Source organism: Nocardia sp., from assembly GCF_025465275.1.
Taxonomy (GTDB): domain Bacteria; phylum Actinomycetota; class Actinomycetes; order Mycobacteriales; family Mycobacteriaceae; genus Nocardia.
The window spans coordinates 14,126-39,225 of sequence record NZ_JAODNK010000211.1 but is presented as its reverse complement, the minus strand read 5'-3'; the positions used below and the strand labels follow the sequence as shown (position 1 = coordinate 39,225).

At 61.3% G+C, this 25,100-nt stretch carries 18 protein-coding genes and 1 pseudogene; 1 reads left to right on the top strand and 18 read right to left on the bottom strand.

Features of this window, described 5'->3' with window-relative positions:
* Positions 1-192: 192 nt before the first annotated feature.
* Complete coding sequence (locus tag JWN03_RS42220; protein WP_297628036.1) at positions 193-588, bottom strand: C40 family peptidase; 396 nt, start codon at positions 586-588, stop codon at positions 193-195.
* Between the two features lie 42 nt (positions 589-630).
* On the opposite strand from JWN03_RS42220, the gene JWN03_RS42215 reads away from it, so the two are divergent.
* A complete protein-coding gene (locus JWN03_RS42215) occupies positions 631-924 on the top strand; it encodes a hypothetical protein (protein WP_297628038.1) in 294 nt (97 codons plus the stop codon).
* 600 nt (positions 925-1,524) lie between these two features.
* Here JWN03_RS42215 and JWN03_RS42210 read toward each other — a convergent pair.
* The 17 genes and pseudogenes from JWN03_RS42210 to JWN03_RS42135 all read right to left on the bottom strand — a co-directional run bounded on the left by JWN03_RS42210 (position 1,525) and on the right by JWN03_RS42135 (position 25,051).
* Positions 1,525-3,654, bottom strand: a complete 2,130-nt coding sequence (locus JWN03_RS42210; protein ID WP_297628024.1) for a hypothetical protein — start codon at positions 3,652-3,654, stop codon at positions 1,525-1,527.
* 42 nt (positions 3,655-3,696) lie between these two features.
* Complete coding sequence (locus JWN03_RS42205; protein WP_297628023.1) at positions 3,697-5,523, bottom strand: type VII secretion target; 1,827 nt, start codon at positions 5,521-5,523, stop codon at positions 3,697-3,699.
* Positions 5,524-5,695: 172 nt separating this feature from the next.
* Entirely contained in the window at positions 5,696-6,058 is a 363-nt protein-coding gene (locus tag JWN03_RS42200; RefSeq protein WP_297628022.1) for a hypothetical protein, read from the bottom strand.
* Positions 6,058-6,744 carry a hypothetical protein gene (locus JWN03_RS42195; RefSeq protein WP_297628020.1) on the bottom strand — a complete coding sequence of 229 codons (687 nt, stop codon included), beginning with the start codon at positions 6,742-6,744 and terminating at the stop codon, positions 6,058-6,060. The genes JWN03_RS42200 and JWN03_RS42195 overlap by 1 nt, the downstream gene beginning before the upstream one ends.
* The gene (locus tag JWN03_RS42190) at positions 6,741-7,079 is read right to left on the bottom strand and encodes a YbaB/EbfC family nucleoid-associated protein (RefSeq protein ID WP_297628018.1); all 339 of its coding nucleotides are present in this window, start codon (positions 7,077-7,079) and stop codon (positions 6,741-6,743) included. The genes JWN03_RS42195 and JWN03_RS42190 overlap by 4 nt, the downstream gene beginning before the upstream one ends.
* Positions 7,080-7,087: 8 nt before the next feature.
* Positions 7,088-8,548, bottom strand: a complete 1,461-nt coding sequence (locus JWN03_RS42185; protein ID WP_297628016.1) for a PPE domain-containing protein — start codon at positions 8,546-8,548, stop codon at positions 7,088-7,090.
* Positions 8,549-8,774: 226 nt separating this feature from the next.
* Positions 8,775-9,914 carry a hypothetical protein gene (locus JWN03_RS42180; RefSeq protein WP_297628014.1) on the bottom strand — a complete coding sequence of 380 codons (1,140 nt, stop codon included), beginning with the start codon at positions 9,912-9,914 and terminating at the stop codon, positions 8,775-8,777.
* Positions 9,915-10,319: 405 nt separating this feature from the next.
* Positions 10,320-10,604, bottom strand: a pseudogene (locus JWN03_RS45700) (type VII secretion target); the annotation flags it as partial.
* 276 nt (positions 10,605-10,880) lie between these two features.
* Positions 10,881-12,491, bottom strand: coding sequence for a hypothetical protein (locus JWN03_RS42175; RefSeq protein WP_297628012.1), 1,611 nt, complete (start codon positions 12,489-12,491; stop codon positions 10,881-10,883).
* Between the two features lie 847 nt (positions 12,492-13,338).
* A complete protein-coding gene (locus JWN03_RS42170) occupies positions 13,339-14,646 on the bottom strand; it encodes a C40 family peptidase (protein WP_297628011.1) in 1,308 nt (435 codons plus the stop codon).
* A 1,226-nt stretch (positions 14,647-15,872) separates the two neighbouring features.
* Complete coding sequence (locus JWN03_RS42165) at positions 15,873-18,128, bottom strand: hypothetical protein (protein WP_297628008.1); 2,256 nt, start codon at positions 18,126-18,128, stop codon at positions 15,873-15,875.
* Positions 18,129-18,355: 227 nt separating this feature from the next.
* Complete coding sequence (locus JWN03_RS42160) at positions 18,356-20,884, bottom strand: ATP-binding protein (RefSeq protein ID WP_297628006.1); 2,529 nt, start codon at positions 20,882-20,884, stop codon at positions 18,356-18,358.
* Entirely contained in the window at positions 20,881-21,429 is a 549-nt protein-coding gene (locus JWN03_RS42155) for a hypothetical protein (RefSeq protein WP_297628004.1), read from the bottom strand. Before JWN03_RS42155 ends, JWN03_RS42160 begins: the two co-directional genes overlap by 4 nt.
* The gene (locus JWN03_RS42150; RefSeq protein ID WP_297628002.1) at positions 21,426-21,692 is read right to left on the bottom strand and encodes a hypothetical protein; all 267 of its coding nucleotides are present in this window, start codon (positions 21,690-21,692) and stop codon (positions 21,426-21,428) included. The genes JWN03_RS42155 and JWN03_RS42150 overlap by 4 nt, the downstream gene beginning before the upstream one ends.
* A gap of 23 nt (positions 21,693-21,715) precedes the next feature.
* Positions 21,716-22,732: a conjugal transfer protein gene (locus tag JWN03_RS42145; RefSeq protein WP_297628000.1), complete on the bottom strand. Its 1,017-nt coding sequence runs from the start codon at positions 22,730-22,732 to the stop codon at positions 21,716-21,718.
* A gap of 66 nt (positions 22,733-22,798) precedes the next feature.
* Positions 22,799-23,986 carry a GAF domain-containing protein gene (locus tag JWN03_RS42140; RefSeq protein ID WP_297627998.1) on the bottom strand — a complete coding sequence of 396 codons (1,188 nt, stop codon included), beginning with the start codon at positions 23,984-23,986 and terminating at the stop codon, positions 22,799-22,801.
* 174 nt (positions 23,987-24,160) lie between these two features.
* Positions 24,161-25,051, bottom strand: a complete 891-nt coding sequence (locus JWN03_RS42135; protein WP_297627996.1) for an ROK family protein — start codon at positions 25,049-25,051, stop codon at positions 24,161-24,163.
* Between the last annotated feature and the right edge of the window lie 49 nt (positions 25,052-25,100).

Here is a 25,100-nt window from a genome sequence, read left to right as displayed (position 1 = left end):
CGCCGGTCTCCTCATCCCGACAGCCCAACCCCACTGGCGGCGGTCACCGAGGTAAGCGGTACCCGCTGCCGCATCTAGCGAGCTGCGATCATCAGTGGTCACCGCGGTCACTCTGCGTGGTTCCGTGAAAAGTGGCCGGTGCTGTGCCATGCACCGGTCACTTTTCGATGCAACGAGAACAACCTCGAGCGCTCACAACACCCGCACCACAACTGCTTTGGCAGGCATAGGCGTCCACCGCACGGTCGCACCAGAATGCGGCGACTCGATGACCATGCCATGGCCGGCGGCGAGCTGGACATGCTCAGGCCCCCGGGCACTGAATGAACCGGCCGGGAACACCAGATCCCCGGGACGTACGTCTTGTATCGGCACCCGGATGCCGCTGTGGAGTTGATCGTAGGTAGTGCGAGGAAGTACTACACGGCCATCTGATGCTTGAGCGACCGCGTACTGAGTGAGTCCGGAGCAGTCGAAGCCACCACCGCTCGGACCGTGCGCTCCGCCGCCACCCCAGACATAGGGGCTACCGAGCCATGAGCTCGCAGCCTGAACAGCCTGACCGCCCGCAGTTCCGTCCGACGGCATTCGAAATCGGCGACGCGACTGGCTTCTACGGGGGGAGGCGACGTGTGCGATCGGTCGGATCGACTGTCGCACCTGGGCTACGGGCACGATCTGCGCCGCTCGCTGCCTCGATGCCATCGTGTCCGCATCGACCTGCCTGGTCGCGTTCGAGATCGCATTCCGGGCCGCATCCAACAGAGCACGCCCGCTGAATCGGGTATCAGCGATCGCGCCGATAGCCTGCGCACGCGTTTGAAAATCGGCGAGTTGATCGGCCATGAGCTTGCGGCCGGCCAGCACCCCTCCACCGGCCTCGGCTACGACCCCGTGCACGAGAACATCTCTGCCCGAATGTGATTCGGCGATCGATGCCTGCATGGAGCGTGCGTCACCGTAGCCATTCGTGGCGAACCCGCTGAGGCCGGGGAGAGTATCGGCGACCGTAGGGACCGTGGCCGGGGTGTGGACGGCATCGGGCAACCCTTCCCCATATAGTCCGAGAAGAGCCACGAGCACACCCCGCAAATTGTCCGTCACAATCGATGACATCCGATCGACCCCATCATTAGTTCACCACGCGTGCCATTCATCCAACTGCGTTCTATTACTCCGAAACACATCGACTATGCCGCAACGGCAAAGCGGCTGAACCGTACACTTCCCAGTCCGGGGAAGATTAGAAGATCGGGTACGAGAGCCAGAGGGCGGCAGTAATGGTCAGTGATTCCGCTGCCGGTAACGACAGCAATGCCGGGGAACCATTGACCGTACCGCCGGGTGCATCTCCCGCTCTGAAGATTTGCATCGGGCTGGCGCAAAGTTAAATTCGAACCGCGGTGGACCTATTGGAACGTGGAGTACCCATGCTGCCATCGAATGTCGACGACCCGCTGCAACCGATCGTGTACGAAGCCCTCAGTCAGAGCCAGGCCACCGCCGAATGCCAGCAGACGCTGATCAGGCCACAACGGACGCAGCGGAGTTCGGTGGCGGTGGCGACACCAGGGTGTTGTCGGTGAGGTCGGCGCCGGTGGGATGGCGGTAGCCCTGGAATGCGCCGTAGGAGCCATTGGGCGGGTTGTTCGGGTCCAGCGGAAGCAGATTTCCCTGGTAGATGATCCGTACACCGGTGTCGTCACAGATCACCAACGCTGAGCCCTTCGCCCACTGAACCACGTCACCGGTATGAAGTTGGTCTTGGCCGATCCAGGTCCATGGCTTACTGCCGGGCGATTCTGCACCGGCCGTGCCTCTGTAGGCGTCCACGGCATTCGATCCGTTCGAGTCGTTCCATTCCTTTTGACAAGCTTGGTTAACAGCCAGCGAAACGCGTTGCGTTCGTTTGACCGCACCGTCCTGGTAGGACATGTCGACTCCTGGCTTGGACCCAGTGGCCGGTTGAGGCGTCGGGTTGTCGGCCGACACGGCGTTGGGTGCATCGGGCTGAGTAGGCGTGCCGGCCTGCTGCGCCCCTGGGTCGGGTTGCTGTGCATTGTCGTTACGATTATCGGGCTTGTTCGGGTTGCCATTTTCGTTCGACGGCTGTTCGAGAGCCTTCGTCAATCCCGAGACGATCTGCGGCAGGATCATCGCCCCCATCATAAGAATCTGCGAAATTCCTGAATCCCCCGACGCTCCACTGTTGCTTGCAGTCGTACCACTCGAGCCGGTATTCGCTGCGCTTGTGCCACCACTGGTAGCCGCTCCGTTCGAGGGCGTGGCGCTAATTTTGTCCGCAAGCGATTGGAACACCGATGCGATGTCGCTCGCGGTTACTGGACTTGCACCGGAACTATCGGGACTAAGCCCGAGATCACCGGGTTGGAAAACAGGGCTCCCGTCGGCGGGCGGCGTAGGAGGCGTCGGCGTAGGAGGCGTCGGCGGCGTAGGAGGCGACGGCGGCGTAGGAGGCGACGGCGGCGTAGGAGGCGTAGGAGGCGACGGCGGCGTAGGAGGAGTCGGCGGCGTAGGAGGCGTAGCTTGTGCCGCGGCATGAATCCTCGCCATGAGTGCATTGACTTTGCTCTCGGTGTCCACCAGAAGCTTGCCAACGCCCTCGATCAAGTTGGTCTCGACAGCGGGCGGAAGCAGATTGTCCCATGTTTCGTTTCCTGTGTTCCCTACGGATTGATATTTCGGATGAACACTTGTCAATTGAGAAACCGTCAGGACTATGTTAAGGAGTGATCTCTGGAGATCAATTAACCCCACCGTTTTCCCTATATCGTCTCCAACGTTTTTCGCAGTAATAGCTACCAATTTGTTGTTATGTTGAATCTGGAGGACTACAGCCTTTATTGACGGTTCACTATCCTTGTAGCTATTCAGCATCACCGAATGGTCGTCCGGATTGAACATCCCCGCCGCCGTCAACATTTCTACGGGATTGGTAGCCGGCGTGTCTGGATTGACTGGAGGAGCCTCGGGGTCCTTCATCCTCAGCGGATGGATCATTTTGGCGCCCACGGCCTCCGCTGAGTGGATGATGAACCGCAGATTCTGGCTTGCCCCCAGCGGGGCAACGAGGTAAAAGTCCGTGGATTCTGGGTACTTCGAAGGATCATTGAGATATGAACCGGCATAACTTTCGCTGGGGTCGACAAGGACGTGACCGTCTTGCATGAGCGTTATACCTGGCGTCGTCGTCGGCGGCGAGCTTCCGTCCGCGTCTATCGGGTCTTTTAATGCCGGGTAGAAATCGGTCAGAATCGTAGCGATGTTGCTGCCATCCATTGTGCCCAGAATGCTGCCGTCCCTGCCGGCGATATAGAGCCGGCCCGCGGGATCGACGCGCAGTTCGCTGGCGTTACGGCCAAGAGCGGCGAAGTCTTTCTCGGATGCCAGTGTCGGTGTCCACGTTTGCAGGACCCCCCGATCGTTGCTCGATAACACCAACTGCCCCGATGGGTAGTAGGTCAATCTGTAGTCACCATTTTTCAGCCACTGCCCGGCGGCGAGCGATTGACCTGGTTGCAAGACCGAAGCGCCGGAAGCTGGATGCGTCTGCGCGTGCGAACCGAAGAACGGAACGGGCTCCGGATCAACGGGGGGCCATGGCATCGGATCCGGCGAATTCATCTCCGCCACTCACGTACTTGCCTCGATGGCATGATCGGATTCCTCACTCTTTCACCGTGACACGGTGCCTGGGTCCTCATTCGGTGAGATGGCCTTCTGCACCCCGTCGGCGGGCATCGCACCGAGCGGCGCAGACACCGCGCGGACACCAGAGACTGGCGGCGGCGCCGCGGCGGCGGAAACGCTCGGCGGTGCAGCCACGAACGCCGGGTGTCCTGTCACCTGGTCGTAGGCATAAACCGCATCGCGCAAACTCTGGCGCGTCGATTCTTCCTCCAGTGCCAGAACCAGTTCGTTGCAGCGTCGTTCGAAGACCAGTCCTCGCAATCTCGCCGCCTCGTCATTCGTGCGGACTACGCCGAGTTCGACCCGGCCCACGTCGACGCGAAGAGCGATCATCGCAGCGGCGAGTAGACCATCCGCGTCTCGTAGTTGTTCCCACATGTCCCCCGGAACCGTTTGACCCGCCTGCAAAATCGCCAAGACCCGCTCACGCAGCACGCGAGCGGCTGCCACTTCCGCTGACGCCGGCACCGATCGTGCCAATTGTGCGTGCGCGTCGGCGGCCAACTCCGAACAACGGGATTGAACTGCCGTGTCTTCAGTTGCCGCAAGGGATTCCAACTCCGCATTCGATCCAGCGAGCCCCAGCCGGTCGACGGTCCCGGGTGTGTGTACCCGCAGATCGACGTCGAAAGACGGTTCTACCAGCCCTTCCATCGCTACCTCCGGCAGTGCCGCTCGTAGACTGGGATCGATGGGACCCGACGACACCAAGGCAGTCAGCTTCGCATTGGCTTTTGGTCCCCAGGCCACTCCGAACTCGGCCAAGATGCGGGCCGGGTCGGAGATACCCTCCCAGGGTGTTCCTGCCTCCCCCACACCGAGCAGGTCATCCCACAGCCACGGCGTCGATACCTGGCGCGGCAGGAACAGCCCGGCCGGCAGCCACCCCCGGCCTTCATTCGACGTAATGAAGACTCCCGCGCCGTCCGGGCCACGCATGGTGCAGACCGCCCACGCCATCCCGATCGGTGAATCCGCAGCCGCGAGCGCACTTGCCAATAGTGTGCGAACGAGCACCAGATCACCGTTCACCTCGCCGCCGACGACATAGGCCGGCGGCGCGGCCTTCTCGGCAGCCGCGGCGACAGCCGCGGCAAATGGCAACGGTGCATTTTCCGACATTGGCGCGCTGTCCTCAGGCGACGTGGGTCCGCTCGCGGGAATCTGTCCGGCTCCCGCAGGTGGAACGATCCCGATGCTGGTTGCGGTTCCTAGGTCCGGGGCAGCAGGTGGGGGCACGAACATGGCACCCGAATCATTGTGTGAATCAGGCGATCTGGGGATAGCAGAAGTATCCGGTCCTCCGCCCGGTGCGGTCGGCCCGGTGGGCCCACCCCCGGGTCCGCCGCCCGATCCACTTCCGGGTCCGCCGCCCGATCCACCGCCGGGTCCGCCGCCTGAAACGACCAATGGGGGGTGCTGTGGCGCCGCCGTAGGGTTCGTGTGGCGCGAAGTCGGTTCTGACGGCAACCCACCGGACGCCGCGCCCGAATTTTGGATTGTATTGCCGGCATTGTTCAGAACCCTCGCACCGTCGTGATCGGTCTGCTGATATGCGGCCGCAGCTTTGTGCAACGAGTCGTGAGTATCGAGATGGTGTTGACGCAGCGCGTCACCAGCCTGCCGCCGTGCATCGTAGTAGCCCAGGAGGGCGTCATGCACCGGCTTCGCGATCGTGCCATAGGATGACAAAAAGTTGTCCAGCCACTCCTGCGGTGGTTTCGACCATTCCGCGACATCGCCTGCGATTTTCTTGTGTTGCTGCGCAAGCAATAACAGTTCCTCGGGGTTGATATCAATCCCGTCAGGCATCGCCGCGTCCTTTCCACCTCTTACGTGACTATTGTCGATCCTTCCCAGCATTGGGAATTCATCGCAGACACCGATTTGGCCGTCGCCCTACCGGAGTTTCGCTCGTCAGGTGGTCATTCCGGCTAGTCGACCTCGGGCTGCGCGGCCAAGGTCCACTCCGGTTCCGGGTCCATCAAGCGCCGGGCGAACCGAATTCAGAGGCTTCGATAGCCCGGTAGGAAGCGTCGGTGGGCAGGTCGAAGGAGTCGACGGTATAGGAGTGGCTGCCCTTCTGCTCCATTTCGGTTCGCAACCCAACCCGGGACTTGAGGTTCGCGAGGCGCGCGAGCCGGACGATTTCGGCGGCCAGCCAGGTGTCACCGTTGTCACGGGCGTCATCAGTGATATGCAGGCCCACTACCTCACCGTCCCGGTTGCACGCGACACCCACGCTGTGATCCGGGTTGAACACGTCGTAGGTGAGCTGCCGCCAGTCGGGCTCAACTTGCTGCTGATGGTCGAACTCATCAGGTAGCTGGGATTCCCTGTCAGTCATCAGTCGCCCTCCACTGCGTACTCGGCATCGGGCGGGGTCGCCATATCCGCTGCAAGTGCCGTCCAGGTGTCGTCGTCTACTCTCAATGCCCGGCGTAGCGCCCAGAAGCGTGTGCCGACATACATCTCGCCTGTACCGTCCGCAGCGAGATCGAGGCGATCCGGTCGATCATCGACAGGGTTGAACGCGATAGTGGCGACCGGTGGCCGCGTGTCGTCGACGGTGACGGTTGTGCCCCCACCGGGAATGAATGTGTGCCGAAAGCGCGGCTCATCGGCAATTGCCAATTGCGCACTATTGGTGGTGATGGTGACCTCCGGATTGAGTAATAGTTGTAGCGCCCAGGCGCGAGCCGCGAATTCCGGCCGATCACCATTGATCGCCATGACGTTCGCGATCGAGAGATCCACGACCAGAACGGATTCAGCAACAGTGACACCGACCACCACCAGGCGTTCGGCAGTTCCCTCCGGGTCTGGCAGTTCGTCGGCGACCACAGTCAGCGCATGCGATGAGGTGCCGGATGCGCTGACCTGGTACGCAGTCACGGTGCCGGTGGCGATATCCACGGCATACGCGGCGACTGGATTCGACTGCCGCCCGGCAAGGCCGGCCAAGCGGATCAAACCCTCGTCGTGCAGCCACTGCACCACGTCGACAACTGTTACGTCGAAGGTTTCGTTCATGGTGCGTGCTCAACGTCAGCTGATGGCGTGACTGAGTCCAACGATGCTTGATCCATGAATGTGCGGTATTGACTTGCGGCGCTTTCGGTACTCTCCCGTATAGCGGCCATGATTTCAGCCATCAATTTCATGTTGTCGAACCGTGCCGCCGTACCGGGTGCCAAATAGAGGTCAGTAAGCCGACCCAACGCGTCTACCTCGGGGATAACGGCCCCGCTGGGGGAGGGTCGGCGGGCTCTTATGCCGTCGATACGCTCACGAAGATCGGCGATCTTGTTGCGGAGCTCACGAGCAGCGTCGAGGGCTGCCTGCACATCGGGGTGGATATCGCTCATGCGGATCCTCAAGATTGGGCCGGCGTTTGCGGCACCGACGTAGCGGGTGTTGTGAGGGGTGTGATCGTCGGCTTCTCTCCGATGACTGCCTCGGTATGTGGTGTGTCATCGACATACATCAGACGGTCGGGGTGCCAGGCGACAACTCTGGCCCGGTCACTGCCACCGCCCGACGCACCCGCGCCGGGCGTCGTCGGCATGTACGGCATATAGGGCGAACCCGCGGCGGAGCGGCCGGCCGACGCAGCTACCGCCGATGTCGAGAGTGGCTCGATCACTGAGGAACTGGGCAACGAGGTGCTGGCAGTCGCTGCGGCGGCAATCATCGGCATGGGGCCCACGGCTACCGACTGTGCGGAATCTGCCGTCGGCAGACCGCCGGGATCTGCAAGTGGCGTGCCCCCACCACCACCGGAGTCCAATGGCGTAAGACTGTTCGGGTCGATGTAGTCGCTGGGAAGGTAGTCACTCGGACTGCCAACGGTTTGATTCGAATTCTGGTTGAGCGACCCGAGCCCGCTGCTGCTCATTGCGCTTATCAGCGAGGGCAGCATCTGCTCCATCATGCTGAGATCGTTTCCGCTGCTGGCACTGTTTCCGCTGCTGGCACCGGTGCTTTGAGTAGGCGCCGTAGAATTCTTCGTGTTGACCGTCGCCGTGTACTGGCCGATCGTCTCTGACGAGCGGCTTTGCTGCTCCCGGAACTTCGCCAGTGCATCCTGCATCGCAAACTGATTCTTAGAACGCATGGCCGCCGACAGTTCCTGGCGCGTAGCGGTAATCTCCTGCGGTGTCGGATGTTTCGCCTTCGCAGTGGCGAAGGCCTGGCTGTAGGTTTCGATCCTGCCGATCAAATCTGTCAGGTTCGTTCCCAGCTCATCGAGCTGGCCCCGGTATACGCCCAGCTCGTCAGCTACGGCACCGCCGACCGGTGTCCACTGCTGAACAGCCGCTATCGCGTTGTCGATCCCCGTGGTGGCCGTGTTATGGGGACCACTGAGGAAACCGCGGACGGCCGTGGCGAACTCGTTTGCAGGGCCGGGTCCTGGGCCTGTGTGCAATTGTCGAGCGAATACCAGCGGATCGACCGCCCCACCAACGGAGGGGAGGGTCGATATCGGCGCCTGCAGCAACACCGGCTGTTGGGGCGGCTCGACAGGATTGACGACCGAATCGCCGCTGCTCCCATTGATCATCCGGGCACCGATCTCATCTGCCGCACTGTAGGCAGCAGCCGAAGCACCGGTTCTATAGGCGGTCTGATGCGTCAGCGCCATAATGCCGTGAAACTGGTTGAACAATGCGGCCGTCTGGGCGTTCAGATCGGGCACGGTTTCGGCCGAGATCGGGTCCGCGCCTGCAGGCACAACCCACCCGCTCGGCAGCGCTCGCGCAGTGTTGCGTGCCAAACCGACCAGTCCAGTCGCGACTTCGACGACCGCCTGCGGGTCAACGTTCAGCGCCACCATGCTCTCACCTCATCAACCGGCCGAAATCGCCTGCCATCTCGGATATCTGGGGGGCGAATGGTTGCAGCTTGCCATCGACGACAACATCCATAGTGCCCCCGTTACCGGGCCAGATGACAACGGCGGCCGTAATCTGTGCGGATGGCGCCGGGTCCTGCCGGTCCGAATTCATCGCTGACGCCTACACCTTTCTGACCTTGTTCGCGTGATCGAATTCCTCACTCTGTCATCGTGATTCGAATCCCGTGTCTGCGTCGGGTGAGTCCGCCTTCTCCCGCAATCTCTCGACCGGCCTCGCGTAATCGGCCGACACCGTGACCGAGCCGTCACCGGTAACCGGCGCGGGCACATGCGCCGAGACAGACACCGGAGCGGCCACGAACGCGGGATGGGCTACTACCTGTTCGTGGGCATAGACCGCATCGCGCAAACTCTGCCGATTCGATTCGCCGGCCAATCCCAGGACCAATTCGTTACACCGTCGGTCGAACACCACTCCACGCAGTCTCGCCGCAGCATCGTCGGCGTGAATCTCGCCGAGACCGACCCCACCGACGTCGGTACGGAGCGAAATCATTGCCGCGGCAAGAAGATCGTCGGCATCTCGTAGCTGTCGCCACAGCGCGTCGGTGACCGGTTCACCTGCTCGCAGGGTCGCGACGATCCGGTCACGCAGTACGCGCCCACGGGTCGCCGCGGCCGAGACCGGCACCGAACGTGCGACTTGGGCGTGCGCGTCTGCCGCCAGGTCCAAACAATGCGATCGGATTGCCGAATCGCCCACTGTCACAAGTGATTTTAGAGCATCGATCGAACCAGTCAGCCCGAGCCGGTCGGTGGTTCCGGGTATCTGCGTCCGCAGATCGAGATCGGACGAGGGGTTCACCAGCCCCTCCATCGCCACGTCGGGAAGTGAGGCTCGCATACCGGGGTCGATCGGACCGGAGGACACCACCGCTGTTATCCGCGCGTTCGCCTTGGAGCCCCATGCCGTTCCGAACTCGGAGAGTATGCGCGCTGGGTCGGCGATACCCTCCCATGGCGAGCCGGTCTTCTGCACACCGAGCAAGTCATCCCACAGCCACGGTGTCGACATCTCACGGGGCAGGAACAACCCGGCGGGCAACCACCCTCGACCCTCGTTCGACGTCATGAAGAGGCCCGCTCCGGCGGGACCACGCAGCACACACACAGCCCACGCTATCCCGACAAGTGATTCCGTTGCCGCCAGCACACCTCCGAGCAACGTTCGAGCCAGCATCAGATCACCGTTCACGTCATCGCCGACGACATCAACCGGACGGGCGGCCTTCCCGGCCGCTGCGGCCACAGCCGCGGCGAATGGCGCGGACCCGGCACTCGACACGTCGGCACCGTTCTCAGGTGCTATATGCCCGGGCGGTGGAGCCTGCGGCGGCCGGTCCTCAGAAGGCCCGCCTGCGAACGATCCGCCACCGCCACTCCCGCCGGCATCGGCGGGCGGCGCGATTCCTACGCCGGGCGTGGTTCCATGCTCCACGGTGTGCAGCGGCTGAACCGGGGGGCTGTCCGGGTTGTCTTGTGAATTAGCTTGTGACCCAGGCGATTCGAGCATGGGGACCGGGCCGGGTCCGCCGTTGGGTCTGCCCGGTCCTCCAGGACCGCCACCCGGTCCTCCAGGATGCTGCGCGGAAGCCGCCGGGACTGAGTGCAGTGGAGGCGACCCAGAGGGCAGCCCGCCCGGCCTCGCATCCGGGATCTGGAACCGATCGCCGATATTGTTCAGAGCTCTCGCACCGTCGTGGTCTGTCTGCTGGTACGCCGCTGAAGCCTTACGCAACCCGTAGGCGGTGTTCAGATGCTGTTGGCGCAGTGCATCAGCGGCATGTGTCCGAGCGGCGTAATAACCCTGGAGCGCCTTGTACACCCCATTGGCGACCGTTCCGTATGCGGAGGGAAAGTTGTCCAGCCACTCTTGAGGCGGCTTCGCCCATTCAACGATGTCGGCTGCGACACTATCGTGTCGCCGGGCCAACAACTCCAGCGACTCGGGGTCAATATCTATCCCCTCAGACATATCGCCGCGTCCTTTCCACCTCTGGCTTGCACCCCATTGTCGATCCTTCCCAATGGTGGAGACGTACGCACAGAACGCTCGACTGCGAACCATCCTCACTCTGTCGGAACTCACGCGATGGGCCACTCCTGCACTACGGACGGCTGCTTCACCGGCAGCGGCCTCAAGCCGATCGCGCCGTGTCGACTTCACAAATTGAAGTCGTTAGCCAGCCCACGCGACGTCAGCGAGCATCTGCGGATCGACATTCAGCGCTACCACGGTCTCCTCGCCTCATCAATTGGCCGGAACCGGAGCCATGGTAGGCCCCGCCGCTGCGCCGACCTGATCGCCCGGGATGGGCGCGTCGGCAGGTAGAGCGGTGGCACTCTTGTCATCCATCGGATTGACCCCGTGGGGACGCACAAACCCGCCGAATTGCCCGAAATCGCCTGCTTTGCCGGACATCTGGGGCGAAAATGGTTGTAGCTTTCCATCGACGACGAGATCCAGGCTGCCGCCGTTGTCCGGCCAGGGGACAACAATGGCCGTGTAGTTATCGAAGATGGCCACGCAGCCGGTGAACAGTTGAGACGGATCGACCGAGTCTCCGGCGTGCTTACTGTCCGTCCACTTCGCTGACGTCGCCGCGTACGCCTTCTGCGCATCGGTGATGTCGGCGCCACCCGAGAACGCCGCCTGCAATGCCTGCCATACCACCGGCCAAACCTGCTTTGTCCGTCCATCCGGGAAGGTGAACGGTACGAGTCCGTCGGGTCCCGGCGTTGGGACCGATGGGCCACCGGCGGGCTGCGTCGATGACGGGCCTTGCGCAGGAGTCGCAGACGCTGGCGTTTGCGAATCCGACACGGATTTCATCGGTTCGTTCGTTCCAGGTGGTGCTGCGACCGCCGGAACCATAGTCGCCGGTTGCGGACCACGGTCGAAATACGGTGCCGGCGTGTCCTGATTGTGCGGGCTGTTCAACCCCGGGTCGGCGTTCGACCGATCCAAAGCATTGCTGAGGAGCGACGGCATGATGGAACCGAGCGAGGAATCGAGGCCGCCCGCATTGGCCGCCGGGTTTTGAATTCCCGCATTTACTGGATTCTGGGCATTCGTTGGATTCTGGGCATTCGTTTGGTTGCCCAGCGAGGTCTGAAGGTCGCTGATCGCCTTCTGGATCTGGGCGGCGTCGCTGTTCGACGCAGTATCGGAAGTAGCGCTCGGCGCCAAGGAACTCGAAGAATCCCAAGGCCAACTGGAACCAGGCGGCGTAGTATTCCCGCCACTGGCAACCAATTGATTGACCACATTTGTAAGGTTGGCCAGCTTGGTCTCGATATCCTGGAGTTCCGTAGTTGAAGCGGCCACTTGACCACCCGTCAAGTTCAAATTAGCGGTCGCGTTAGCGACGATACTGGCCCCTTGATGCAATCCTGCTACTAAATAGTTCATTATGTGATGGTTCTCATCACCCTCATCGCCGGTAGGGGGGTATGATGCTTGCACACCAAGGTTTCGGATCAAGTCCCCCACCAGATTCTGCCCAGCAATCCTTTGATCATCGGCCCCCTTGACCAGGGCCTGCAATTTCACTTCAGATGTTTGCATCGAGTCGTATGCTTGCCGTAGCTGCTCCGCAACCGGCAGATAATTCGCGAATAGCGCCGATCCCCCGCCGGTACCCCTGACCTGGCTCATATCGACTTGGGGAACAGATCCGCTTGAGGGCGGCGGTGTCGTGGCCCCCTTCCCAAAACTCTCCCAATTGATCCGCATACCCCCATTGAGGCCATCCTTCGTATCGAGGTCCAGCCAATCTTCCATGGGACCGGAGATAGACAGGGAGTTTGGCCACGCAGCCTTGTTGTATTTGTCGGGTACCAGAAGCACAGGCATCGTCACGCCGATACCGTCCCGGTTCCGAGATGATTACCGGTGGAATCGAGCGGTATCACCGAAGTCGAATCGACATTTCTGTACTGCACACCTGCAGGACGAGTTGGAAGGGAAGCCGGAATGGGCGGGGGCGTTTGCGTCTTTCCTGGAGCAGTGCCAGTAGGGGAACTACCGGATCTGGAGCTGGGAGCGAAATGGTCCGCAATCATACCGCCGATTCCACCGAATATACCTTGTCCGATAGCCTCCCTACCCATCATCCCCCCCACCGTCATGCCGCCGAATACGCCAGCACCAACCATTGCCGCGGCCTTGAAAGCTTCACCCGGACTGCCGGTTTGTATCAATGTCGTCACCCCTCCGACCGCAGCTCCGATCAGCGGAGCAGCAAGTCTGAGTGGGATCTGAAGCTCCGGAAAGGCCAAGTTCAGACCCACTGTGCCAGCGACTGTAACTACTCCGACAGCCAAATCTTTGAACCAGCCCATATGACCACGTACTCCACTCCGTGCGGTTTCGCGGTCGTGCTATTCCGGACTCCCATCACGGAAAATGATCGACCACAGTCGACTCCATTCTCGATGATTCCCACCAATGGGAACTGGCATCTGGGGACCGCACGTCGAGATTATGTGATCCGTGTGGAGCGGCGGGAGGCTGCATGGTGGGATACCTGAGATCAGATCATCGACCAGCCCCGGCAAACCGCATGGAGCTGCCGACCGGTCCAGGCCACCAGAACATATGGAACCCGGCCGACGACCTCTTTCGCCGCGGTTCGCTACGCCATCGCTCGCGATGATCTCGTCGTTGATCCGCATGACCCATGCGGCACAATGCAATACAAGCAGTGTCAGGCCCAGCGAGCTGCCTTGTAACCACCCGGCGGCAGAGGAACCACCCCGACCGGTACCGACGGATTGGATGCCGCGATGCACTGTCCATTTCCGAGGTAGATCATGACGTGATTTACGTAGCCGGTGGAATCGATTTCGTCGGAGGGGAAGATGAGATCTCCTCGACGGATATCTGCCGGACGGATAGCGGAGGGATCGACTTTGGGAAACATGTTGAACTGATCGGTCGCACCGTGCGGGACTTGAACACCAGCAGCCGCCAAGGCGTACTGGACAAGTCCGGAGCAGTCGAAGTTGTCAGGCCCTGCCCCACCCCAAACATAAGGTTTGCCGATTTGTGCCTCCGCAACCGAAATCGCCTTCTCCACAGCAGGACTCGAAGATGTTGAACCAGTGCTACTTTTTCCGGCAAGAGTGTTGAGGAATTGGTGGGTGAGGGTATTGATGTCGGCAGCGTGCGCTTGTGTGATCATGTGGGTGTTACCGGCAGTTTTGGCGGCCGTGGTAAGCGCACTGTAGAGCAGGTCGTGGACCTTTTGCTGACCGGCGGGGGTATAGACCTGGGTGCCGAGGCTTTTGATGGCGGTTTGCACCTGTTCGACGGTGTTGATGATGGTGGTGCGGTCGGTGGATGCGATACCGGCCATGCTGACGAGGTCGGTGGCGAGCTGGTCGTCGAGTGCGGTGAAAGCCTTGGCCGCGTTCTGCTGGTATACCTGCTGGGCGGTGAGGGCAGTGGCGCCATTGCCGGTGTAGCCGGTGACGGGGATGCCCAGTTGTTGACGAAGGGCGGCGACAGCGGGGTCACTGGTGGCACCGGTGCCGTAGGCAGCGGCGAGCAGCTTCAGGACTTGGATGGCCTTCTGGGCTTGCGGGGACAGCCCTGCCCCCGAGACGGGAGCGACGGCACCGTTGCCACCAGTACTGCTGGTGGGGTCGGTAGCCGGTGGTCGGGTTGATGGTGCGCCGCCCAGGCCGCTCAAAGCTTGGGCCAGCATGGGCAGGGCACCGAGTGCCGCAGCTCCGGTCCCGGCGGCTACCGGCGCCCATTGCGCCACCACCTGCGGGTCCACCAATCCACCCAGCACCCCCGACGACGACAGAGAATGCGCCGCGGTCGCGGAATCGGGCGCGGTGGTGGACGCCCGGTTGCTCTCCGGACCCCATTGGCTTTCCGCAGGAGCCTGCTGCCTTGCCACGGGAAAAGGATTCCCCGACGCTGAGTTCGCCGCCGAGCCTCGTGCGAAATCCGTCACGGCCACATTCGCGCCCGATTTCAGATCGCCGCCGGATCCTCCGGTCACAGAATTCTGCGATCCTGGCCGCGCTGACAGCCCCGAAATGCCAGCACTCTCCGAGGTTTCAGATGGCGATCTGCGAGACCGCTGCTGCGGAGACCACGGTGTCTGTGCGTCTGCCGAGCTGTCGGCTACCTGGCCGCCGTCGGTCTCTGTGGCGACCTTCGCTTCCACGACGCCCCCTACTTGTTCTGTCATGAGCCACCGCTCAGAACCCGCTTTACCCGCACGTCAGGGCCGGTCGGCATGGGTCTCGCGACTACACGTCCGGAGGACGGATCGGCTGTGACGATCTGTGCGGGGCCAACGACGATACCGCCGCTGGTGGCCGCCCCGTTGGAGTAGTTCCAAAAGATGAGGTCGCCCGGGGAGGCGGCGCGAATATCAACCCGCTGGCCGCAGAGCCCTTGTCCTGCTAGGAAGTTCGGAAGCAGCGCGGCTGGGTTCCCAGGGCCGGAGGCTGCGCCCGGGACCCGAGCGCATGAGCCAGGATCAGCGGGCATCAGATCCGATGCCGACAGCCGCGGGCTTGTCGCCGAGCCAGGGTTCGTACCTCCAGGCTCTCCGCAATGTCCACTCGCTGTTGCCGACGATGCTTCGAATATCACGTATCTCTGCAAGTCTGCGCTATCCAAGGGGTTGTCAGCAGCGTCGGGGGAACCTGCTACGCCGCCAGGACTTCCCGCAACCAACTGGTTCACCTGCGCCAGAGCAAGGGATCGCGCACAGTCAGCCGCAAAACCTGCGTTGACGGTCTGCAGCGGAGGCAGCTGGTAGGGCGCTGATTTCAAGGCCGATACACATCCACGTTGGTAGCTGGAGATGCCCGTATCGTCGGGGTCGAGTGTGAGGGACGCATATGGATTCTCGGTAGGCACATCCACCGCCCAATCGGAACCCACACCGGCGTTGCTGGTCGGCACAACCGACGTCGTCTGGGCACCCGACGGATCCGCACCGACCTGGCTGTCGCATTGGTACTGGAGATCGCTCGACACCCACCCCGACATCGTCGCACCGAAGATCGAGGACCCCACCAGCAGCGCAACTCCGACACCGCCCAGGGTTATTGCCGCTGCCAAAGCCCCGACCGGTACGACCGCGAGGCCGGTGATGCGACCGCGCATCGAGATCCCTCCTTACAGTCTGTGAACGTGTGTCGAAAAGTTACGCCAACGCATTAAAACCACGCAATTGCCGCACCCATTGCCTGCCGCAATTTCGATGTGCCCTTAAGGGGAGATTTTATTGGCAGAAAACGACCGCCGCCACCACGGGTTGACGGGCTTTGAAAAGTCTGGCGGGTGAGGCGAGTGGAACGGAACCCTATTGGTGCCCGACGCCCACGCATCCGTATTTAGAGCGCCATTGACCGATTTTCTCAATAGCCGCCACTTTTGATTGTCACCGGCGTCATCAACGACAGCTTCCGCTGCTCCGGCCACTTCCTTCCGATGTGAGTTCGCAATCCAAGTCGTCATTCGCGCCGCGGTATCCCTGTCGATGTTCAAAGGTTTATTGCGAATGTTCAGAACTTCATCGTTGACAATTCTGCCGTAAAGATAGTCCGTTTCAACCAGTGGGTCTCCATTTTCCAGTTTCTGTATGCTCAAGTATAGATGTTTACTCGGTTCGCGCATGTATTCCCGAGCCAATGACAGACCTTGACCCTCAAGATGGATTTCTTCTTCGTTCCATCGTTGAAACCGGTATGCCGATGCCTGCAGGGTTGCAATATCCGTTTCGACAACCCTTCCGTTTTCATCCCCTCTTATCATTCGAAGGAAACTGTTTTCAGCCTGCGTAAATGCCGAAGCCACCTGACCGAGACCTTTGTACTTCAACGTCTCGTCCTCGCTATGCTCCTTGGCCCAATTCCACGATCGCACAGCGTAATGAACCATCTCTTTATTTTTGACAAGGCCACCGCCGTATAGGACACCGTATGCGGCCTCAGCCTCTCCACCCGCGTCGACAATGGCTTGGACGCCCGCTGAAATTCCCAGAGCCGACTTGTTGCCGCCGTGCTTCTTGATCGCCTTGCGGGCTGCATATCCATAGAGCTCGCGATTCATCATGGATTGAACATAGATGCCGCCGGCTCCGCCGAATCCTTCCTTCGTCCATACCCCCACTTGCGATTCCGCCATTCTTCGCTGCTTAATAGACATGTTACCCAAAGGGCGCTGTCGACGAAAGAATGCTTCAGCGACCGGAGAGGTGTTGATAGCAGCCACCACGGCGGCACCCCTGGTGAGCATTCCGAGACCGTGCCCGTTGGCGCCTGCGGTACCCATACCCAGCGCGGTTCCACCTCCAGAACCACCACCGGAGCCACCACTGGGACCGAATCCGAAGTGAATCCCGTTCCGACCCGCGAGAGCGAAACCATTGACGAACCAGGAATCGGCGCTGCCCCAAGCTCGAAGCAATCTCCGGTATCGAATGACTGCGACGAGTTCGAATATCGCCGCAACAATCGCGATCTGGATCGTATTACCTTGCGCCTGCTGGTACAGATCTCCCATGAACAGCTGATACGCACCGACTAGACCTATTAAACCGCCCATTTTGACGGCGGAGTAGGCTCCATGAAAAAAGCCTTGGAACGCAACGGTCTGAGGCGGCCCGGGCAGATACGCACTGGAAATGAGACTCACCATTGCCACGAGTGCCCAATAGACAGCAGTCAGCCCCGTCCCGATTATCGAAATCATGAAGGCCGAGTTGAACCCAAGATTAATGATCATCGTAATCAACAGAAGGACGCCGGTAGCGATCTGCCCAGCACTCGGATTGTCGGCGGAATGATGGGCTGCAGGGTCACACGTCTTCAAAGAACTCATGACCTTGTCTTCATCCTGGGCATTCATGCCCGCAACCCACTCGTCAGCACACGCACCCTTGAGGACGTGTCCAAAATTCCACACTTGAACGACGTCGCTAAACTCGTTGGTTACCGCCGTCGCTTCCATGGATTTATTCAGCTGGGCTGGATCGGGGTTGTTGTCACCGTTCAGACTCAAAGCCACGATGTCCCCGACATCCCCCGCCTCCGCTAAGATACCGGTCGATGAGACAATATCATCCACCGGACTACTAAGAGGCTTCGTCCCCAACAACATGAGCGCGAAAAAGAACATGAATAGCAATTGTGTCATTCCCTTCGCAACCATTCCCCTCGCGATGCATATTGCCGCAAAGAGGGCTCCGACGGTGACGCACAACGTCATGATCAGCGATATGGGTAGCTGGCTGGTCAATGCGTGAGCTACTCCCCGAACGGGTTCTGCCATGAGATTCATCCACTGCAACCCCGGGCCGTATCCGAGCGCGTAAATGGCCAGTGCGGTACCCATCGACCAGACTGCGAATATGAGGAGGATAGGCACCGACATCCCTGCCTTATCCAGATGCAACGGGCTGCCGTGATTGGTGACGAACATTACGTTCGCCATCAATACACCGTTGTTGTCGCGCTTACCCATGACCCCTGCGGCACTGTTCCCGAATCCTGATCCAGTACTACCGGATTGAGCAAAGGCAATCGCGGTCAGCGGCCCCGGAAAGATGAAAAGTGCGAAGAGGATTGCAGTGATCGAGAAGATTCGCCGACGCCGACGACTCGCCCGCACCCACTGGAAGAATCGTGCAAGAGCGGTTCGCGGTTCCCATCGGTAGGGATCGTGCAGGACGGCTGACACTGCCCTGGTAATCATGTGGCTGTCTGCCGTGAAAGCGCCTTCTGGCCACTTGCGCCAGCTGCGGAGGGTGTGCTTGTCATCGCTGCCGCGCGGTCCGCTCGCGCCGGGCCGAGCACCTTTCCACGCCCGATACGATTCAACGCATCACGCATGAACATCTCGCCGCGGCGCTCCTCGGGAATCTGACGGCCCGGCCCTACCGGCGGCGAGGTCTCCTCCCGCAGAATCTGCAGCAAGAACGGTGTTTCCTCCAGATCGACTCCGAGCCATTCCAGACTGTTGCGCGCGAGAGTCTCATCGCGCTGGCGGAAGACGAACCTGTTGGGCACCAGATTGTGCGCGGCTCCCTGGAAATCGGTTGCCGGATCGTGGGACGCCAATCCGATTGCAGCCAAGTGCTTTCGGCCGTCCCGGCTGAAGTCGGAGGTTACCGCCGAACCAACCTGGGTCTGGGTGAAGTGATGCGCCTCGTCCCCGACCAGCAATCCGAAACGACCGTTGTCGGTCAGAAACGCCTCCCGGGCGGCAACACCGACGAGCTCGTAGAGGGCGGTACCGAGCCGTTTGGTCAACGGCAATCGGTTGTACAGATGCGGGGTTGTCAATTCCTCCGCCGTCGGAAGCGCCACCCCATGGCTGCGGATCACGGTCGCGGCGGCATCCAGACGCAGTGTGGGGAGATTCGGATCGAACAGCACAGGCATCCGCTCCACCACCGTACCGAGGCGCGCTGCCAGGTCCGCGTATTCCTCGCCGTTTCCCTGCTGATCCCGCAGCCGGCGAACAGTATGGAACATGTCGAGCATGCTCCGAATACCGTGTTCGGCAAGGCCTCTGGGGCTCAACAGACTCCCCACTACAGCACCGGCACCGAACGTCGGTGACAGATCCAGCAGCGGTAGAATCGTGTCCAGCGTGCGCTCGCCGGCCACCCGTGGATCGAACAACCGCAAGGGGTCCAGCGAAACACTCGGGTTCGCCAGATCGATGATGACCGCATCGTCGATCGCTGCCGCGAAATGTTCCCATTCCCCGACCTGGCTGCGGTCGATCGCGAGGAACTGCCCGCCCATATCGTGCACCAGAACCGCGACAAGTTTCAAAAAATACGATTTGCCGGAGCCGAGCTCACCGGTCACTGCGAACGACGCCGACAAATCGTGCAGCGCGGCCTCCATGATCCCGAAATGGATCGGCTCGAAGTTTCCGGACAACAGATTCACCCCGATGATCGGACCACTGTCGTCACCGATCTGACTCGTTGTGAAGGGCACGAACGCAGCCCACATGTCCGAGGGCACGATGTGCGCATAGTCGTCGAAAGCTCGCCGGGGCGGGCTACCGGGAATGAGCATCGACCATAGGTCGACCTGCGCTCCGACCGGCGTGGTCATCTCCACCTGGAAACGCTTGTATCGGCGTTTGAGCGCGTTGACCGCGTCCAGGGTTGCCTCGTGGGAATGCCCGGCAACGGCGACGACGGTGGTGAACGATACCTCCGACTCGCCACTGTTGACCTCGAAGTGTTGGTTGTACTCGCCCAGCATCTGGGCCTTGGAGGTCAGCGTGCTGTGAGCGAAGGAGACTTCCTGGTCGCGCTGGTCCATCTGCTCGCCCAGCCGCCGCAGCCGCAACTCATTGTTTTTGGTGACCTGGTCGGCCGGCTTGGTCGAGATCCGCATACCCCAGTCGACGGTGACATCGCCCAATCCCTCGAGAACGCTGAGGAATTCGCTGCCACCGGGGAACGCCATCCCTGTGTAGGGGAACGAATGCGGCGTGAGCATCGTCTGATATGACGGGAGATACGGAGAGTCCGGCTGCACAACCTTGATCACCGGGACAAACGATGGCCGAAGGCGCCGGCTGTTGTCGGCCTGCGCACCCTCATCGAGCGCTGCCGAACGAAAAACCGCGGAAGTCACATCATCCAGGGCGCCCGGACGCGTCGGCGCCGAGGGTTCACCGAAGGCACCCCGCGACAGGTAGTGTTCCCACAGCCACTGAAACATGGCGGCTGGTACGGGAACTGGATCGAAATCACCTCCGATACGGGAGAGGATTTCGTCGGCCTTCTGATCGTAGGTGTCCAGATCCGCCCGCCCGATTGCGGTGGCGTCGATGGTCGTGGTGCTGCCCCGCCATATTCGGGACAAGCCGGACACGGCCGAGTTCGTGGCGCCGACGGGTATGGACAACAGAAAGATGCGGGTGTGGGGCATAATCGCGCATACCCGCTCGTAGGACGAGACTACCTCTGCCGCGTAGTCTTCGCAATACGCCAGATCCACACCCTCCACCATTTTGGTCAACACGTCGACGGTATTGAGCCGGGCCTGGATACCCAGCAGCAGAGAGCCGTTGGGGAGGCTGTTGATCAGGGCATGGTGTGCGAGTTTGACGTCGAATTTGTCACTGGCCTTGCGTAATCCGTAACCGAGCGGGTTGATGAAGTAGGTCGCGGTCACCAACCCGGCATGGGTGAATTGCAGATTCCCACGGATCGCGGCGGTGGGCTGGATGTCTCGTCCGAAAATCATTCGAGCGACCTTTCGGACGAGAGGAGATAGTTCATCTCGGTATCCGGATCCACGATGCCGATTCCATCGTCGAGTGCTGCGGCGATCCGACCAGCGGCAATCGTCCCCCTCGGTGAACCGACGCCTACCACATTGCCTCGGATAGACCGACTTTCGGGAAGAACAACGACGAGACTCTCCTCGATGAACAGGACGTGCCTGGTCGAATCGACGTCGATGGGCACACCTGAGGCGTGCACCGGTTTGCGTCGGACGATCATGCGCCCGATCCAGAGCACCCGGGATGTCATTCGTACGCCCGTGTAGGGAACCAGCCCGAGCGCGAAAACAGCCAGCACGGTGAACACCGCTCCTGTCACGAAGGTCACGGCTGGATTGATAGGGAAGTTCATCGTGCACACCGACGTGATGAGAATCAGCACCACAGCCCCTCCCACCTGGTGAAGGGTGTAGGGCCCGAACGGCAGCTTCTGCCCGTTCTGTGCCTTGCCGATCATGGTGGGCACGCGCTTGATCGGCGTAAACACCTTGACCAACTGGGTCATCGGCCGCCATATCCCCCGCTGGGTACGTACGGAGCAACACTGTTGACAGTGCCGCCCACGTCGCTGATCACGGTAGGTATCAGCCAGAACAATGCTGCCCCGAGCAGTCCGGAGGCACCTACGGCGATCATTCTGCCCGGCGACAGCCTGGACTGCGCTGCAGCGGAGATGAACACGACCATGGTGATGACAATGATGACCAGAGGGCCTGCCCAGCGGAGGAAATATATCGCCCATTGGATCAGTGAGGTGAAATTCGACATTTGGGTGCCTCTTCTCGTATTACTTACTTCTGTGTCGCCGAAGGGATCGGCACCGCTGGTGCTGACACCGAAGACGGCAGCGTCGAGGAGGAAGTGCTCGCGGTGCCACCGTGGTTGCCCACGCCGACCACGGTGGCGAGGGGGTTCTTCAGTAGCGGAACGGAATCGATCGACCGCACTTGCCATTGTCCTTCGGTGCGGACCATGGTCAGTGGGTATGCCAGCGAAGCGACCGCGGTGCCATCAGCCTTCGGCGTGATGGTCGCCAGGATCAAAGCCGATCCATTTCCGGCCCCGCAATTCGTGTCGTCGGAGCTGACCGAGACCGAACCTATGTCACCGAACGGAGGTGGCTGCAAAGCGACGATCCCGGCCTCCGCAGTCGTGTATCGGGTGATGTCGCCCGAGCCGGTGAGCAGTGCCGCCAGGAATCCCGAGGCCACTTGTGCGAGTGGCGAATCCGCTCCGCAGGGGGCGGAATACCCGAGCGCGAGGTCGCTTCCTCGACTCGGCGGCGACACCACCGCTGGGAGCGACAATGCGCGCAGCCGACCACCGCTCACCGACACAGCAACCCGGTAGTACTGCCGTATATTGGGCGCTGCCGCACTGTTTTTGCTCACCTGAACCGAAACCGTCACCGACCACACATCGAGCGTGCCGTTCGACACGGACCGCGATAGGTATACAACCTGCGGATTCACGACCTGCCGACCGGTTGAAGGTAAGGCCATCTGTTGATCGACGGAGACGAATTGTCCTACCTGATCTTGCTGCCCTGCACTGGAAGTCAGATAGGTCACGACGAACTGTTCGGCGAACGATCCAGCCAGTTGTGCCCTGCCCACAGCCGACACACTGGCATCGTCGGTCGTGGTCGTCGTGTTCGAAGAAAACATGCTGACGATGGCATGGCCACCGCCCAGGACAGCCAGCACAGCCAGCACCACGATCACAGCGTTGTCGCGGCGGCGTCGTGCGACCATCCGGCGGAGCAACGCATCGCCGGAATCGACCGTTTGGCCGGAAGCTGTCCTCACATCTGAAATGGTAGAGAGCGCACTGAATTCCACCTACACGATTATCCCCACCATTGGGAAGAGAAATCAGTTCAGCGGATTGCGTTCCACTTGACTTGCCAACCTATGACGCAATTGATCGTCATAACCGATCGGCGCTGACATATTCCAGTGCTCCAGTGCATTCGGCATCGGTTCGAGCATCGGAACGTCGTCGGCAACCCGGACCAGCTGAGCAATGGCCAGATGCCTGCTCGAATATCCAGGATAGGGGTAGAGCAGCAGCGACGTCGGCGTGTAGCCGCCGGCATAATTCAACACCCGGACAGTCACCCCGACCGTATCCCCGGCGCGCAACCTCTCGCCGATTTCCAGCAGGCGCGCGCGGTCCTCGGCATGGAATACGTCGACAGGCCGGTACAGGTAGTCCCACCGTATCCACGGCGCCGGGTCGGTGAGCCAGTGGGAGATGGTGGCATGATCGAGTTGGACAACAGCCAGATGAGTCCCGGCCCGCCGATGCGCCTCTCTCAACCCCACGCGTTCGAGGGTCGGCCATCGATCCACCACCTGATCAGAAGTGATGTCCTCGATCAGCCACCACGCGCCGCGGGTGCGCTCATCATCACGGGCCCGGATGCTGAACCGCCAGTGCCTCGCCCTTCGAAGTCCATCGGTGACGGTGGCCTCGAATTGCAGTGCCTCACCAGGTTTCGGGTCGTAGAGCAGATCGAGCACCTCGGCGTGACGATCGAAAACCGACACCTGATGGAACAATTCCGCAATGGAGATTCTCGGCACGTACTCTTCAGCAGAGGCGCCGGTCAAAGCGGTGATACCGCCTGGAAGTTGAATCGTCTGCGTAGCGAGATCCCAGATGACGCCGATCGCCGGCGTCAGTGCAGGCACCGCAGCTGCAACCGGACCTGCCCACAGCCGAATCGCGTGCACATCGCCGGTCGGGCCGAATACCGGCCGCATGCGCAGTATGTGCGGGCCCGCGCCGGTATCGACCGGCAGATCGTGTCCCTCGGCCAAATCCCGTGCACGTTCGACGGCTTCGGCGATGCCGACAGTAGTGAGACTGTCGTATAACGCACGGGTGCGCGACAACTGCCGTTGCAGAACACGTTGCCACGGGGCGAACTCGCGCGCGATCTGACCTACCGACACGACCGAGAGCGCGGCCGGCGACAACGTCTCGATGGTCACCCAGGGAATCACGGCATCACTGCGTACCGCCTTCGCATGAGCCGGAAGTGCCTCGGACTTCACACCCAACCTCGATCCACCTGTTCAACGTACCGCTATATAACGGCTCATTCAATGGTTGGGGTCGATCTGGATCATCAGCACCAGCGCCGAGACACCATCGACCTCGATCGAGTCTTCCGGACAGCATGGACCGAGACATCGGCCATAGGACGCACAAACACCGAGAGAACGAGCTCAGCCCTCACCAGTCAAGGCCAGTACACCCGCACCAGCGAGGATGGCTACCTGGCCCAGTTCCGATGGCACAACGCGAAGTCCAGAGAGATAGCCGAGACGGCCGTGAGTGGTGACGGCCGCACCGAGCGGCTGCCACAGCACCGGACCTGCGCCAGCGAGCGTGCCGCCGACCACCACGGTGCTGATATCCAGCAACGCCGCCACCGACGCGATCGCGCGGCCCAGCGCCACACCGGCCCGCCCGAGCGCAGCTGAGGCGATCTCGTCACCAGACCGAGCCGCCTCGACCAAAGAACTCACCGAGGTCCCCGACCAGCCCTGAGCACGCGCCCAGCGCAGTACCGATGCCCCTCCGGCCACCGCCTCCAGACAGCCACGTCCGCCACAGACACAGCGTTCGTCGAAACCGGGCACCAGCATATGGCCGATACTCCCGGCATTTCCGGTGCGCCCCACTACTGTGAAGCCACCCACCATCATTCCGCCCGCGATCCGGTCCGACACGGTGATCGCCAGCGAGTCGAGGACGGAGCGCGTGGCACCGAAGTTTCGTTCCGCGAGGGCAAGGCAGACTCCGTCGAGGGCCAACCGTACCGAGGCAACCGGGAACTCCTTCTGTGCCGCCTCGATGATGCCGAAACCCGCTCGCCACTCGGCGATTTCGTCTGGGGCCACGACACCGGCCGCCATATCGATCGGCCCCGCGCAAGCGATACCCAGTGACGTGACCTCCACACCTGCGGCAGCTTCGCGGAGCAGATCCACACAGGTCTTCCAGACACCGCGCGCCGGTATCGGAGCCCTGCGGATCCCCTCCTCCCCCACGTCGTCGGCGATCACGCTTGCCGCGAATTGCTCCGACCCGATTTCCAACGCCAACGCGGTCATGAAAGTACCTATTCTCCAACCGGATTCGACGATAACAAATCAGGCACTT

Bases quoted from the DNA above. Each gene is read 5' to 3' on its own strand.
- JWN03_RS42220 (WP_297628036.1), bottom strand. From the start codon at position 588: ATGCCGTCGGACGGAACTGCGGGCGGTCAGGCTGTTCAGGCTGCGAGC.
- JWN03_RS42205 (WP_297628023.1), bottom strand. From the start codon at position 5,523: ATGCCTGACGGGATTGATATCAACCCCGAGGAACTGTTATTGCTTGCG.
- JWN03_RS42200 (WP_297628022.1), bottom strand. From the start codon at position 6,058: ATGACTGACAGGGAATCCCAGCTACCTGATGAGTTCGACCATCAGCAG.
- JWN03_RS42195 (WP_297628020.1), bottom strand. From the start codon at position 6,744: ATGAACGAAACCTTCGACGTAACAGTTGTCGACGTGGTGCAGTGGCTG.
- JWN03_RS42190 (WP_297628018.1), bottom strand. From the start codon at position 7,079: ATGAGCGATATCCACCCCGATGTGCAGGCAGCCCTCGACGCTGCTCGT.
- JWN03_RS42185 (WP_297628016.1), bottom strand. From the start codon at position 8,548: ATGGTGGCGCTGAACGTTGACCCGCAGGCGGTCGTCGAAGTCGCGACT.
- JWN03_RS42165 (WP_297628008.1), bottom strand. From the start codon at position 18,128: ATGGGTAAGCGCGACAACAACGGTGTATTGATGGCGAACGTAATGTTC.
- JWN03_RS42160 (WP_297628006.1), bottom strand. From the start codon at position 20,884: ATGATTTTCGGACGAGACATCCAGCCCACCGCCGCGATCCGTGGGAAT.
- JWN03_RS42155 (WP_297628004.1), bottom strand. From the start codon at position 21,429: ATGACCCAGTTGGTCAAGGTGTTTACGCCGATCAAGCGCGTGCCCACC.
- JWN03_RS42150 (WP_297628002.1), bottom strand. From the start codon at position 21,692: ATGTCGAATTTCACCTCACTGATCCAATGGGCGATATATTTCCTCCGC.
- JWN03_RS42135 (WP_297627996.1), bottom strand. From the start codon at position 25,051: ATGACCGCGTTGGCGTTGGAAATCGGGTCGGAGCAATTCGCGGCAAGC.